The organism is Acidaminococcus massiliensis, from assembly GCF_900095825.1.
Lineage (GTDB): Bacteria > Bacillota > Negativicutes > Acidaminococcales > Acidaminococcaceae > Acidaminococcus > Acidaminococcus massiliensis.
In genome coordinates, this window is sequence record NZ_LT608315.1 from 1523536 (window position 1) to 1536804 (window position 13269).

14 protein-coding genes are annotated in these 13269 nt (G+C 56.7%); all 14 read left to right on the forward strand.

The window, feature by feature from the left end; all coding sequences use genetic code 11:
• Positions 1 to 14 precede the first annotated feature (14 nt).
• The 14 genes from BQ2657_RS07460 to BQ2657_RS07525 all read left to right on the forward strand — a co-directional run bounded on the left by BQ2657_RS07460 (position 15) and on the right by BQ2657_RS07525 (position 13250).
• The gene (locus BQ2657_RS07460; RefSeq protein ID WP_075580061.1) at positions 15 to 2114 is read left to right on the forward strand and encodes a DUF5693 family protein; all 2100 of its coding nucleotides are present in this window, start codon (positions 15 to 17) and stop codon (positions 2112 to 2114) included.
• Positions 2107 to 3195 carry a polysaccharide pyruvyl transferase CsaB gene (csaB, locus tag BQ2657_RS07465; RefSeq protein WP_075580062.1) on the forward strand — a complete coding sequence of 363 codons (1089 nt, stop codon included), beginning with the start codon at positions 2107 to 2109 and terminating at the stop codon, positions 3193 to 3195. The genes BQ2657_RS07460 and csaB overlap by 8 nt, the downstream gene beginning before the upstream one ends.
• 30 nt (positions 3196 to 3225) lie before the next feature.
• On the forward strand, positions 3226 to 3912 hold the full coding sequence (ftsE, locus tag BQ2657_RS07470) for a cell division ATP-binding protein FtsE (protein ID WP_075580063.1): 687 nt from the start codon (positions 3226 to 3228) through the stop codon (positions 3910 to 3912).
• The gene (gene ftsX / locus BQ2657_RS07475; RefSeq protein ID WP_075580064.1) at positions 3902 to 4789 is read left to right on the forward strand and encodes a permease-like cell division protein FtsX; all 888 of its coding nucleotides are present in this window, start codon (positions 3902 to 3904) and stop codon (positions 4787 to 4789) included. The genes ftsE and ftsX overlap by 11 nt, the downstream gene beginning before the upstream one ends.
• Positions 4790 to 4801: 12 nt before the next feature.
• Positions 4802 to 5935 (forward strand): murein hydrolase activator EnvC family protein, encoded by a 1134-nt coding sequence (locus BQ2657_RS07480; RefSeq protein ID WP_075580065.1) that lies wholly within the window; start codon positions 4802 to 4804, stop codon positions 5933 to 5935.
• Positions 5936 to 6073: 138 nt separating this feature from the next.
• Positions 6074 to 7222, forward strand: a complete 1149-nt coding sequence (locus BQ2657_RS07485) for a S41 family peptidase (RefSeq protein WP_075580066.1) — start codon at positions 6074 to 6076, stop codon at positions 7220 to 7222.
• Between the two features lie 18 nt (positions 7223 to 7240).
• Positions 7241 to 8575: a sensor histidine kinase gene (locus BQ2657_RS07490; protein WP_075580067.1), complete on the forward strand. Its 1335-nt coding sequence runs from the start codon at positions 7241 to 7243 to the stop codon at positions 8573 to 8575.
• 21 nt (positions 8576 to 8596) lie between these two features.
• On the forward strand, positions 8597 to 9442 hold the full coding sequence (locus BQ2657_RS07495; protein ID WP_075580068.1) for a deoxyribonuclease IV: 846 nt from the start codon (positions 8597 to 8599) through the stop codon (positions 9440 to 9442).
• Positions 9439 to 10041: an energy-coupled thiamine transporter ThiT gene (thiT, locus tag BQ2657_RS07500; RefSeq protein WP_075580069.1), complete on the forward strand. Its 603-nt coding sequence runs from the start codon at positions 9439 to 9441 to the stop codon at positions 10039 to 10041. Before BQ2657_RS07495 ends, thiT begins: the two co-directional genes overlap by 4 nt.
• 162 nt (positions 10042 to 10203) lie before the next feature.
• Entirely contained in the window at positions 10204 to 10737 is a 534-nt protein-coding gene (infC, locus tag BQ2657_RS07505; protein ID WP_198524577.1) for a translation initiation factor IF-3, read from the forward strand.
• A gap of 18 nt (positions 10738 to 10755) precedes the next feature.
• Complete coding sequence (gene rpmI / locus BQ2657_RS07510; RefSeq protein WP_075580071.1) at positions 10756 to 10953, forward strand: 50S ribosomal protein L35; 198 nt, start codon at positions 10756 to 10758, stop codon at positions 10951 to 10953.
• 46 nt (positions 10954 to 10999) lie between these two features.
• Positions 11000 to 11353 (forward strand): 50S ribosomal protein L20, encoded by a 354-nt coding sequence (gene rplT / locus BQ2657_RS07515; RefSeq protein WP_075580072.1) that lies wholly within the window; start codon positions 11000 to 11002, stop codon positions 11351 to 11353.
• Between the two features lie 203 nt (positions 11354 to 11556).
• Positions 11557 to 12408, forward strand: coding sequence for a polysaccharide deacetylase family protein (locus BQ2657_RS07520; RefSeq protein WP_075580073.1), 852 nt, complete (start codon positions 11557 to 11559; stop codon positions 12406 to 12408).
• The gene (locus BQ2657_RS07525; RefSeq protein ID WP_083236205.1) at positions 12405 to 13250 is read left to right on the forward strand and encodes a polysaccharide deacetylase family protein; all 846 of its coding nucleotides are present in this window, start codon (positions 12405 to 12407) and stop codon (positions 13248 to 13250) included. The genes BQ2657_RS07520 and BQ2657_RS07525 overlap by 4 nt, the downstream gene beginning before the upstream one ends.
• Positions 13251 to 13269 lie beyond the last annotated feature (19 nt).

Genomic DNA, 13269 nt, shown 5'->3' on the forward strand with positions numbered 1-13269 from the left:
AGCGGGGTGGAGCGATGAAAACCTATGAGAAACTTTTCCTGACCCTGGTGGGCCTGGGGCTGGCGGCATCTTTGTGCCTGAACTGGCAGCGGATCCAGGTGGAACGGGCCAACAAGACCATTGAGACCGTCATGGAATACAACAGCCTGGTGCGTATGGCCCAGGAGGAAGGGGTCCCCAAGGAACAGGTGTTCAAGGAGTTCCGGGACAGAGGAGTGACCACCCTTACGGTATTCGATACCAGCCTGGACAAACTGGCCCAGAAAGGGTCGGTGAACGTACTGACGGGGGCACAGCTTTTGGAACTGGCACGGGTCCAGCAGCTCCGTCCGGAATGGCAGGCCATCGTAGACAAGCCGGACTTTTTGGTGGATGCCTTGTACATTTCTGCCGGTACCAGTGAGCGGGCTTTGAAAGAAGTGGAAGAGGACATCCGGCTCCGGTTCGGGAAAGAACGGATCGTTGAACTGAGCGCCTCTCCTTTGATCCTTCGGTTCGATGGGGACACCATCATCAGCAAGAATCCCATTGCCGGGGATGAACGGGGGGTCCGGGAAATGGACCTGGGGCCTTCTACGGATGAGCTCCAGGATGTGACGAAGAATGGCTTCCTGGTGGCCATCCGTCCCACCAATTATTGTGAACGGTACACCGCTGCCGCTGCCAGCGAAGAAGAACAGATCAACGCCTTCTTCCGCCGGCTGGATGACAGCGGAGCCAAAGTGAGCCTGATCATCGGCAGCGGCAAGCAGATGCTGGGGAATAAGAAGTACCTGCCTCTGGTGGCCCAGAACCTGCTCCAGCGGCACATTACCATGGGTATGGTGGAAGGGGTCACCCAGCTCCAGTTCGTAAAACTGGAAGGGATGACCGAACTGGCCAGACTGGCTGACTACCAGGTGGCCCGGACCTATGTGATCGCCGATGCGGAACAGCGGAAAATGCAGGTGTTCGATGCCTTCCGCCGCTGGTCCCTGGCGGATGAGGAACGGAACATCCGGGTGAACTACATCAAGACCTTCCTGACTCCCCGGGACAACAAGACCCTGCTCCAGACCAACCTGGACTATGTGGACCGGGTGACCCGGGACGTGGCCAGCAAGGGCTTTGCCAAAGGACCGGCGGATATTTACAAGGTCTATCAGCCCAGCCGGCTGTGGTACATCCCCATGGCCTTCTCTCTGGCCGCCGCCTGGTGCCTGTATTTCCTGCTCCTGGGCATCCTGCCGGAAAGACACTATGTCAAAGGGGTGGGGATCTTCGGGGCGTTGGTGACCGCCGGGCTCTTTGCCGGTCCTTTGGGTCTTATGGCCCGGCAGGGGGTGGCTTTCGGAGCCGCTGTGATCTTCCCGGTACTGAGCATGCACCGGATGATGGGAATCTGGCGGAAGAACGGATCCAAAGGCAGCCTGGGAACTGTGGCTCTGCGGACCTGTGTCCATCTCTTTGAGACAATCCTCCTGTCCCTCATCGGGGCGGCCATGGTAGGAGGCATCCTCAGCGATACCCGTTTCCTTTTGGAAATGGATATCTACCGAGGGGTGAAGGCTACCTTCATGCTGCCGGTGGTGCTGACCTTCCTGCTGTTCCTCCGGACCCATGGCCTGTGGCAGCAGGGAGAAGACTGGCGGAAGCCTTTCCATCGGGTGATGGGATTCCTGGACCGTCCTCTGAATTTGAAAGCTCTGTTCATCCTGGGGGTGTTCGCTTTCGTGGCCTGGGTGTTCATCGGCCGCAGCGGCCATACGGCTGGGGTGCCGGTGCCGGCCATCGAACAGAAGCTCCGGTTCTTCTTGGAAGAGACCATGTGGGCCCGTCCCCGGGAAAAGGAATTCATGATCGGCCATCCAGCTTTCTTCCTGGCGGCCTGGGCGGCCTGGAAGAAACTGCCCACCTGGTTCTATGGGCTCTGCGTCACGGGAGCGGCCATCGGCCAGGGCAGTGCGGTGCAGACTTTCGCCCATATGCGTTCGCCCATCCTCATGAGCTATGTACGGGCCTTGGACGGTTACGGGGTAGGCGTGGCAGCTGGGCTCATCGCCCTGGCCATTTTCGCCCTGGCTTATCCCCATGTCCAGGCTTTCTATCAAAAGAGGAGGAATCCCCTTGGGTAAGATCCTGATTTCCGGGTATTATGGCTTTTCCAATGCAGGAGACGAAGCCATGCTCACCGCCATCGTGACCAGCCTGAAAGAGCAGGCCCCCCAGGTGGAACTGACGGTACTCTCCGGCCATCCGGAAGTGACCGCACGGCTCCACCCGGTAAAGGCCATCCATCGGTTCGATCTTTGGGGAATCTGCCGGGCTATGGCTGGGACGGACCTGCTCCTTTCCGGAGGAGGCAGCCTGCTCCAGAACGTGACCAGCCGGCTCAGTCTCTACTATTACCTGTCCATCATCGCCCTGGGGACTCTCCTGGGGAAGAAAGTCATGCTCTTTGCCCAGGGCATCGGGCCCATTCGGGGAAGCTTCAGCCGTTGGCTGACCCGGCTGGTCTGCCAGAAAGTGGATTTGATCACCGTCCGGGATGACGGCTCCCTGGACGACTTGAAAGCCATGGGGTTCTCCCCGGAAAAAATCCGGGTCACCAGCGATGCGGTGTTTTCCCTGCCGGAAGGCCGGAAGGAAGAAGGGACCCTTCTTTTGGATCAATTGGGGGTGGATCGTTCCCGGCCCCTGGTGGGGTTCGCCCTCCGGCACTGGAAGGGAGAAGAACGGTTCATCCAGGAATTTGCCAAGGCGGCGGATGCTCTGAAGCACCAGTACCAGGCCCAGATCCTTTTCCTCCCTCTCCAGTTCCCGGCGGACGCCCAGCTTTCCGCCCAGGTGGAAGCTGCCATGGAAGACAGCCGGGATGTATTCATCCTGGACCAGAAATGCTCCACCCAGGGATATCAGGACCTGATCTGCAATCTCCATCTTCTGATCGGCATGCGGCTCCATGCCCTGGTGTTCGCGGCCATCAACGATGTGCCCTTTATGGCCATCTCCTATGATCCAAAGGTGGACCGGTTCGTGGACGGGATGAAGGGGAATGTGGTGGACACCATCGGACGGATCACCAGTGAAGAATTGGTCTCCATGGCCGGACGGCTGTGGCATGCGGACGGACGGCAGGGCAGAGAACGGATCTGCGCCCTGCGGGAAGAAGCCCGGGCCAATATCGGCCGGGCACTGGAACTGATCCATCGCTAAACGAAAAGCAAAGATACAGGAGGTCGATCCATGCTGGAAATGCGTCATGCAGGCAAGGTCTATCCTGGCGGGGCGGTGGCCCTGGAGGATATCAACGTACATATCAAGCCGGGGGAGTTTGTGTTCCTGGTGGGCCCCAGCGGGGCCGGGAAATCCACTTTCATACGGATGATTTCCCGGGAAATCGAACCCACTTCCGGGCAGATCCTGGTGGACGGGGTGGATGTGATGAAACTGAAACGGGGAGATATCCCCTATCTCCGGCGGCAGCTGGGGATCGTCTTTCAGGATTTCCGCCTGCTCAATGACCGGACGGCCTATGAAAACGTGGCTTTTGCCATGCAGGTGATCGAAGCCCCCGGCCATAAGATCCGGAAACGGGTCAGCGAAGTGCTGGAATTGGTGGGGCTGAAGGATCGGGGAGACAATTATCCCGGAGAGATGAGCGGCGGCGAACAGCAGCGGGTGGCCATCGCCCGGGCCATCGTCAATGATCCTCTCCTGGTGATCGCTGATGAACCCACCGGCAACTTGGATCCGGAGACCAGCAAGGACATCATGGAGATCTTCACCCAGATCAACAACAACGGCACCACCATCATCATGGCCACCCATGACAAGACCATGGTGGATTACATGCAGAAACGGGTCATCGCCCTGGAAAACGGGCGGATCGTACGGGATGACCGCAAAGGAGTCTACGGGTATGAAGTTTAGTACGAAATGGTATTACATCAAGGAAACCTTCACCTCCCTCAAGCGGAATTCTCTGATGAGCATTGCTTCTATCAGCACGGTGGCCCTGTCCATCCTGGTACTGGGGATCTTCCTCACCATGGTGCTCAATGTGAACAACCTGGCCAGCCATCTGGAGAACCAGGTCCAGGTCACCATCTATATGGATGACAGTGCTTCCGCAGAACAGCTGAAACATATGGAAAAGGTCCTCCGGAGCACTGCCGGGATCGTGAAGGTGACTCCCCGGACCAAGGAAGAAGCCCTGGCTGAATTCCGGAAACGGCTGGGGGAACAGCAGAAGCTCCTGGCGGCCTTGGGGGAGGACAATCCCTTTCCGGCCTCCTTTGAGATCCAGGTGGACAATCCAGAACGGATCCCTCAGCTGGTGGCCCAGTTCCAGCAGATGCCCGGAGTGGAAACGGCCAAATTCGGCCAGGAAGTGGTGGAACATCTCTTCCAGCTCACCCGAGTGCTGCGGATCGGGGGGATCCTGCTGATCGTCCTTTTGGCCATCGCCACTCTGTTCATCATTTCCAACACCATCCGGATCACCGTCTTTGCTCGGCGCCGGGAAGTGAATATCATGAAATACGTGGGCGCCACGGACTGGTTCATCCGCTGGCCTTTCCTGCTGGAAGGGATGCTCATGGGTTTTGCAGGGGCGGTGATCGCTTCCCTGATCCTGGTCCAGGGCTACAATGCCATCCAGGCCAAAATCTATGGGACCCTGGCCTTTTTCCCCATGCTCCCCAGCTGGCCCACCATGGGGTATCTATCCGCCGGGCTGATCTGTGTGGGGACCTTGATCGGGGCCCTGGGCAGCAGCATTTCCCTGCGGAAGTTCCTGGATGTATAGGAGGCGGTGGGCATGAAAAAAGGCACAGCCCTCCTGGCGGCCCTCCTGGCCGGACTCCAGCTTTCTGTCCCGGTTTCCTGGGCGGAATCCATCGAGGACAAGAAGGCGGAACTGGAAGATGTCCAGCGCCAGATGGATGAGAAGGATGCCCAGCGGGAACAGAAGAAGCAGGAAATCGGAAATGCCGTGGAACGGCTCATTGCGGCCCAGAACGAACTGGCGGAGGCCAAGCGGAAACTGGCGGCCATCGAAAGCCGGCAGCGGGCCCTGGAAATCCGGATCCGGCAGAATGAGGCGGCTCTGGCAGCCAAACAGCATGATTATGATGTGACCCGGAAAATCTACGAGAAACGGCTGCGGGATATCTATGAAAACGGCCAGGTGAACTATCTGGATGTGCTGCTGGGGTCTGCGGACTTCCGGGATTTTGCTTCCCGGATGTACCTGCTCCAGCGGGTGATCCGGCGGGATTTCGACCTGATCGACCGGCTGGAAGTCCAGAAAGAGGCCCTGCTGGAGCAGAAGGCCCAGCTGGAAGAAATCAGGCACCAGCTGAATTTCGCCTATGCGGAAGGCCAGGCGGAACAGAAAATCGTGGCCCAGAAGACCGTGGAGCGGCAGGCCCTCTATGAGCAGGCCTTGGCAGAAAAGGCCCAGCTGGATGCAGAGTATGAGGAACTCCAGCGGAACAGCCAGGAAATCACTGCCATGATCCAGCGGATGGAGGAAGAAGGCCGGCTGATGCCACAGGCTGGCGGCACCGGTCAGCTCTCCTGGCCGGTGAATGGGGAGATCACTTCTCCTTTCGGATGGCGGGTCCATCCCATCTGGGGAACCCAGATCTTCCACGCCGGGCTGGATATCGGGGCCGATTACGGGGACCCGGTCCATGCTGCGGACAGCGGTACCGTGGTCTATGCCGGCTGGATGGGCGGCTACGGGAATGCGGTGATGATCGACCACGGGGGCGGTATGGTGACTCTGTACGGGCACAATTCGTCCATCACCGTGGGCGAAGGGGAACAGGTGAGCAAGGGGCAGACCATTGCCCTGGCCGGCAGCACCGGCAATTCCACTGGTCCCCACTGTCATTTCGAAGTCCGGATCCACGGGGAAGTGGTGAGCCCTCTGCAGTATCTGCCGTAAAAGAGTGCAGAGTGAAGAGTAAAGAGCAGAGATGATTTCTGCATTCGGTGGCAAACGCCCGGCGTTTGCCTTCCAGCGGCCAGTGACAATTGACCAGTGACAGGGATGCTGCCGGGCAGCATCCCACAGAGGCAAATTATGTTCAAGAAACGTTATACCGCCCCCCAGCTGTTGGGGGTATTCTTCCTGTCCCTGGGTGTGTTCAGCGGCGGGACCTATTATTTGATGAAAAACTGGATCGGAGACCCGGGAGCCCTTTTCCAGATCGTCCGGACCATGCACCTGATCCAGCGGCATTATGTAGGGGAAACCGATCGGAAAAAGATCTATGACGGGGCACTCAAAGGCATGGTAGGGGTCCTGAACGACCCTTATTCTTCCTACCTGGACAACCAGGATTTCGAAGCCCTTTCCACCATGACCGAAGGCCATTTCGGCGGAGTGGGCATGGTGATGGGCCTGCGGAAGGACAACCAGTTCGTGGTGGTCTCCCCCATCGAAGACACTCCAGCTTACAAAGCGGGAATCAAGGCGGGAGACATCCTGCTGAAAATCGATGGGGAGGATCTGAGCGGCCAGAGTCTCAATGAAGTGGTGAAGAAGATCCGGGGGCAGGACGGTTCCCAAGTGACTCTGACCTTGAAACGGGGCAGTGAAGAAGCCAAAGACATCACCGTGACCCGCAGCGATATCAAGCTGAAAAGTGTCTATGGGCGCATGGACGGAGACGGCATCGGCTACATCCGGGTGACCAATTTCAACGAAGATACGGACAAGGATTTCGGGGAAAAACTCCAGCAACTCCGGGATCAGGGGATGAAAGCCCTGGTGTTGGATCTCCGGGACAATCCGGGAGGCCTCCTGGAAAGCGGCGTGGGGGTGGCCCGGTATCTGGTGCCCAAAGGCCCCATCGTGTCCGTCACCGACAAGGATGGGAACACCCAGACGGAATCTTCCAGCTTGGAAAAAGTGGATTTTCCCCTGGCAGTGCTGGTGAACCATGGGACGGCCAGTGCGGCGGAGATCGTTTCCGGTGCCATCCAGGATACGGGATCCGGGAAGCTCTTCGGGGTGAAGACCTACGGCAAGGGCGTGGTCCAGAATATTTTCCTCCTGAGCAACCAGACGGCGGTGAAGCTTACCGTAGCCCGGTATTATACCCCCAGCGGGAGGAGCATCGATAAAGTAGGCATTACCCCGGATGAGGTGGTGGAAGCCGCCGGTGAAGAAGGGGCCAACCAGCTGCAGGCGGCGGAAAATTATCTTCGTCAGCAGCTCCAACAGTAAGGGCAAGGAGCGTGGAACATGGAAATCATCAATACCCTGGGTAGTCAGATTGCAGGCTGGAAGGCCCTTTTAGCGGGCGAAGCGGGAAATCTTCCGCCTCTGCCTTTCCTGAAGACAGGTGCGGAGATCCTTCTGGGGCTCCTGGTCCTTTTCTTCATCGCTTACCGGTTCCGGACCCATCAGCTGCGCCGGGAGCGGAAGATGCGGTACCGGATCGCCCGGATGATCGCCCACCTGTGTGATACCTATGAAAGCCTGGAAGATGTGGATTGGAAGAAACAGAAAGTCTATCGGTATCGGTTCGTGGACGGGGATCTCCAGATCCAGGAACGGGACATCGACGGAGTGGGGGACCTGATCGGCCCGCTCCATCCGGGGGACGCCCTGAAGTATTCAGAGGAATATCTGAAGGGAGCCATCGAAAAGGCCATGAAGACCTGCAGCCAGGTGGAGTTCACGGCACGGGAAAAGGGACCGGATGGGGAGTTCCACTGGAAATCCTTCCTGTTCCAGGGTCTCAAGAATGACAAGATCCACAGCCGCAGCTGCCTTTTGTTGAAACGGGGCGTGGATGACAGCCACTGTGCAGAAATGGAAAAACGGGCCCAGCTGAGCCTGGATATGAATGAGGCGCGGGAAGCGGCCCAGGCCAAGAGTGAATTCCTGAACCGTTTCAGCCAGGATACCCGGGAAGCCCTCCGGGACATCATGGGGAACCTGACCCTCACCAAGGATGAAGTGGATCCCCAGCGGCGGAAGGAATATATGGACGAAAGCCAGGAGGAAGTCCACTATCTCATGGCCATGATCGAAGATGTGAAGGAACTGTCCGACATCGAGAACGGGAACCTGGAAATCTGCAGCGAGGAATTCAATGTGGATGGAACGTTGGAGAAAATGAACCAGCTGTTCCAGAAAGAAGCAGAAAAACGGGGCATCTCCTACAGCTGCACCGTGGAACCCCTTCTGTATCCCCATTTGATCGGAGATGAGAAGCGGCTGGAACAAGTGCTCCTGAATCTCCTGACCCATGCCCTGCTCTTTACGGATAAGGGACAGAAGGTCCTGTGCGCGGTGCGCCAGAAACTGGTGAAGAACAAGAAAGCAGCCATGGAATTCACCGTGCTCTGTGCCGGCATGAAAGTGCCCCAAGAAATGGTGGACAAGGCCTTCCTGCCCTTCGAACTGACCCGCCAGGTGGGGAACGCCCGGGTCCACGGAGGCTTGGGCCTTGTGGTGACACAGCGGCTGGTCCAGCTTCTGGGAGGCCAGATCAAGGCGGACAATGCAGAAGGCCGGGGGATGCGCTACATCATCGAGCTGCCTTTTGCCTTTGCCAGCAGCGTCAAGTAATTTGAAAGGAAGAATCGCGAAATGCTTCATATCGGATGTCATCTGTCTTCCAGCAAAGGGTTCGCCGCCATGGGGAAGACGGCCCTTGCCATCGGGGCGGACACCTTTGCCTTTTTCACCCGGAACCCCCGAGGCAGCCGGGCCAAAGCCATCGATCCTAAGGATGTGGAAAAGTTCCAGGCCCTGTGGGCGCCCAACCGGTCCATTCCCCTGGTGGCCCATGCCCCATATACCCTGAACCCGGCTTCCAGCAAGGAGGACGTGCGGACCTTTGCCCAGGAGACCATCGGGGATGACCTGGAAAAAATGGAAGCTATCCCCGGCAATTATTACAATATGCATCCGGGAAACCATCTGGGTCAGGGAGCAGACACCGGCATCCAGCTCATCGCAGCCTGCCTCAATGCTGTACTGCCCCGGGCGGAACATACCACCCTGCTTTTAGAGACCATGGCCGGGAAGGGGACGGAAGTGGGGCGGACCTTTGAAGAGCTCCGGGCCATCATCGACCGGCTGGAACTGCCGGAAAAAGTAGGGATCTGCCTGGATACCTGCCATGTGTGGGACGGGGGCTATGATATCGCCTCCCATCTGGACGGAGTGCTGGAAACTTTCGACCGGGTCCTGGGGCTGGACCGGCTGAAGGCCATCCATCTCAACGACAGCAAGAATCCCCTGGGAGCCCACAAGGACCGGCATGAAAAGCTGGGCTTGGGGTGCATCGGTCTGGAAGCCCTGGAAAGGGTCGTGGACCATCCGGCTCTCCGGGATCTGCCCTTTATCCTGGAGACACCCAATGAGCTGGCAGGCTACCAGGAAGAAATCTGCCTGATGCGCCGGGCTCGGGAAGCAGGGGAGGCACGATGAAGCTCTTTGCCATGCTGGGAAAAAGCCCCCTGACCCTCCTGACCCTGCTGGGAGTGTTCCTGCTCCTGGCCTTTTTGCTGCGGACCCGAAAGGTGAAGCTCACTACACATCAGGCTGCCGTCTGCGGACTGCTTCTGGCCCTTACCCTGGTGCTGAGCCTGCTGCCCCTTTACCGGATGCCCTACGGCGGCACCATCACCCTGGGGGGCATGCTGCCCATGATGCTCATCGCTTTTGCCTATGGTCCGGAAGTGGGGATCATGGCCGGCTTTGTCTACGGGCTGCTGAACCTGCTGCTGAATCCCTATATCCTCCAGCCGGTCCAGGTGCTCTTCGATTATCCCCTGCCCTTTATGGCCCTGGGGCTGTGCGGATTCTTCCCCCAGCGTCCTTATCTGGGCATGACAGTGGGGGTGGGTATCCGATACTTGTTCCATTTCATCTCCGGGGTGGCCTTCTTTGCCAGCTACGCGCCCAAGGGCATGTCCCCGGCAGTCTATTCCCTGGTGGCCAATGGCACCTACCTGATCCCGGACTTGGTGATCTGCATGGTGCTTTACCGACTGCTGCCCATGGACCGGTTCCGGAAGATGATGTAAAAAAAAACTTGCATATTTTTCTTCTTGTGGTATAATAATCAAGTAACCAAAGTAGAGGCCACCTGCTTCTCACCTTGCGGCAACGCTCGACAGGGTCAATGATAGGGATTTGCAACGGGTGGACTTTGGTTCGCCCGTTTTATTTTATTGTTTCAAAATTTATTGGAGGTGAACGTCATAGCAAAAGATGAACTGCGGATCAATGAAGCCATCCGCGCAAGGGAAGTTCGTGTCAACTCTGTGGACGGGGAACAGTTCGGGATCATGTCCATCCATGATGCCCTGCACCTGGCCGAAGAAAAGCACCTGGACCTGGTGGAAATCGCCCCGAAAGCCAAACCTCCGGTCTGCCGGATCATGGATTACGGCAAGTATCTCTATGAACAGCAGAAAAGAGAAAAAGAGGCCCGGAAACGCCAGAGAGTCATCGATGTAAAGGAAGTCAAACTCCGGATCCGCATCGAAGACCACGATTTCGAAGTCAAGACCAAGAATGCCATCCGCTTCTTACAGGGCGGTGACAAGGTAAAAGTTACCATCATGTTCCGGGGCCGGGAAATGACCCATCCGGAACTGGGTGAACAATTACTGAATAGAATGGCTGACCAACTGCAGGAAATTGCCACTGTGGAAAGAAAGCCGAAGCTGGAAGGACGCAACATGATCATGATCGTTGCTCCCAAAAGTTCCAAATAACAAGGAGGATGTCCAATCATGCCGAAAATGAAAACCCGCAGATCTGCTGCTAAACGCTTCAAAGCCACCGCTACCGGTGAATTCAAACGTGGTAAAGCTTTCCGGAGCCATATCCTGGAACACAAATCTCCTACCCGCAAGAGAAACCTGCGCAAAGCAGCTCTGGTCCACAAGACCGACCACGAACGCGTAGCCAAGATGCTGCCCTACGCATAATTCCACTGTCAGAGAGATTGCAGAGATTCCAAGGAGGAAATAACAAATGGCAAGAATTAAAGTCGGCGTAACCGCCCATAGACGTCATAAACACATCCTGAAGCTGGCCAAAGGCTACAGAGGTTCCAAGAGCAAGCTGTTCAAGAAGGCCAATGAAACCGTCATGAAGGGCCTGATGTATGCCCGCCGTGACAGAAGAGCTAAGAAACGTGAATTCCGTCAGCTGTGGATCGCCCGGATCAACGCTGCCACCCGGGCCAACGGCCTGAGCTACAGCCGTTTCATCTGCGGACTGACCAAAGCCGGTGTCGTGCTGGACCGGAAAGTGCTGGCCGACATGGCTGTCAACGATGCTGCCGCTTTCACCAAACTGGTGGAAACCGCCAAGGCTGCACTGTAAGAGAGATTGTAGAAGGGGTTGCTGCATGTGTGATCTTTACACATGCAGCAACCCCTTTGTCATGCCTAAATTGTACCAAATATTACAGTACAAATACTTATACATATTTTATGAAAAAATATTCACACCACCCCACAACTATGGTATAATATCCTTTATCATCAGCGAGACTTACATTATTATTCTTACAGAGGGTGAAACCAGTGATTTCTTTGAAAAATGGAGACGGGATCCAGTGGCCGGAGGGCAAACGGATCGCCGTCATGCTGACCTTCGACTTCGATGCGGAACTGCTGCGGTATTCCGTCATCGGGAAGCGGAAAATCGGCTTTGCAGATGTATCACGGGGCCAGTATGGGCCCAAGGAGGGGCTGAAACGGTGCCTGGCCATGCTCCAGCGGCATCAGCTGCCTGCCACGTTCTTCCTTCCGGGGGAAATCATCGAAAAGTATCCGGAACAGTGCCGGGAAATTGCAGCCGGGAAGTATGAAATCGCTTATCACGGCTATGACCACAACAACACCATCGGGATCCCGGAAGAAGAGGAAACCGGGAACCTGGAAAAAAGTGAGGGACTGATCCAGGAACTGTCCGGCCGGAAACCGGTGGGGGCCCGGGGCCCTCTGGACGCTCTCCAGGAGTACAGCCTGGACCTGTTCAGCCGCCGGGGTTATCTCTATGATTCCACCCTGAAGGACTGCGACTGGCCCTATGTGCTGGAGAACGGCCTGGTGGAACTGCCCACGGATGTAGCTGTGGACGATTTTTCTTATTTTTACTTTTCCTATGCAGATGAAGCGCCCATCAACTGCAGTTACCTGCCTGACGATGTGTATGCCATGTGGCAGGATGCCTTCGACGAACTGGCGGCAGAAGGGGACAAGATCATGGTCCTGAAACTCCATCCCCAGCTCATCGGCCGGGTCAGCCGGATCGCTATGCTGGAACGGTTCATCCTGTATATGCAGCAACGGGGGGCCTGGATCGCCGACTGTGAGACCGTGGCCCGGTATGTGAAAGAATTCTATAGGGTAAAGGAGAGCGAAACGAAATGAACATGAATTGGCCGGATCACAGACCCATGGCCCTGTGTCTCTCCTTTGACATCGACGCAGAGACCTTGTGGCTCACAAGGAATCCCATCAATTACCATCATCCTGTCCATGTTTCTCGGGGACGGTATTCCGTCAAGCAGGGGATCCCCCGGATCCTTTGGCTGCTGGAGAGCGAAGGGGTCAAGGCCACCTTCTTCACCCCGGCCTACACGGCAGAACTCCATCCGGACGTGATCCAGGACATCGACGCCCAGGGCCACGAAATCGCCTACCATGGCTATCTCCATGAAGCCTATGACGATTATGAGAAAGAAAATGCCCTGATGGAGAAATGTGAGAAGATCTACCAGGGGATCATCGGCAAACGGCCCATGGGAGACCGGAGTCCTGATGGACTCCTGTACGATTTCCATTTGAAGCTTTGGCTGGAGAGAGGGTATATTTATTCTTCCAACTGGCGGGATACGGACCGTCCCTTCATCCATCAGCTGGATGGGAAGCCCATCCCCATCGTGGAACTGCCCAAGGACAGCATCAACGATGACACTTCTTATGATATGTATACCATCCAGCACCCGGAGCACTACTACTTGAAGAGCGGACGGGAAATGGTGCAGATCTGGAAGGAAGAGCTGGACGGCCTGCTGGAAGAGGGAGGCTACATGAATTTCGTCATGCATCCCCAGTTCATCGGCCATCCGGGGTATATCCATGCCCTGCGGAGCTTCATCCGCTATGCCAAGGACCATGGAGTGTGGATTGCCACCGATGAACAGGTGGCCCGGCATCTCCTGGCCCAGAACGGATTCCCGGAATATGGGGAAAAACAGGAAGGAAAATAAGCAGAGAGATTTGAAAGGA

What these genes read in the sequence shown, in the direction of transcription:
- BQ2657_RS07460 (WP_075580061.1), top strand. Translation starts at nt 15, where the DNA reads ATGAAAACCTATGAGAAACTTTTCCTGACCCTGGTGGGCCTGGGGCTG.
- ftsE (WP_075580063.1), top strand. Translation starts at nt 3,226, where the DNA reads ATGCTGGAAATGCGTCATGCAGGCAAGGTCTATCCTGGCGGGGCGGTG.
- ftsX (WP_075580064.1), top strand. Translation starts at nt 3,902, where the DNA reads ATGAAGTTTAGTACGAAATGGTATTACATCAAGGAAACCTTCACCTCC.
- BQ2657_RS07480 (WP_075580065.1), top strand. Translation starts at nt 4,802, where the DNA reads ATGAAAAAAGGCACAGCCCTCCTGGCGGCCCTCCTGGCCGGACTCCAG.
- BQ2657_RS07485 (WP_075580066.1), top strand. Translation starts at nt 6,074, where the DNA reads ATGTTCAAGAAACGTTATACCGCCCCCCAGCTGTTGGGGGTATTCTTC.
- BQ2657_RS07490 (WP_075580067.1), top strand. Translation starts at nt 7,241, where the DNA reads ATGGAAATCATCAATACCCTGGGTAGTCAGATTGCAGGCTGGAAGGCC.
- BQ2657_RS07495 (WP_075580068.1), top strand. Translation starts at nt 8,597, where the DNA reads ATGCTTCATATCGGATGTCATCTGTCTTCCAGCAAAGGGTTCGCCGCC.
- thiT (WP_075580069.1), top strand. Translation starts at nt 9,439, where the DNA reads ATGAAGCTCTTTGCCATGCTGGGAAAAAGCCCCCTGACCCTCCTGACC.
- rpmI (WP_075580071.1), top strand. Translation starts at nt 10,756, where the DNA reads ATGCCGAAAATGAAAACCCGCAGATCTGCTGCTAAACGCTTCAAAGCC.
- rplT (WP_075580072.1), top strand. Translation starts at nt 11,000, where the DNA reads ATGGCAAGAATTAAAGTCGGCGTAACCGCCCATAGACGTCATAAACAC.
- BQ2657_RS07525 (WP_083236205.1), top strand. Translation starts at nt 12,405, where the DNA reads ATGAACATGAATTGGCCGGATCACAGACCCATGGCCCTGTGTCTCTCC.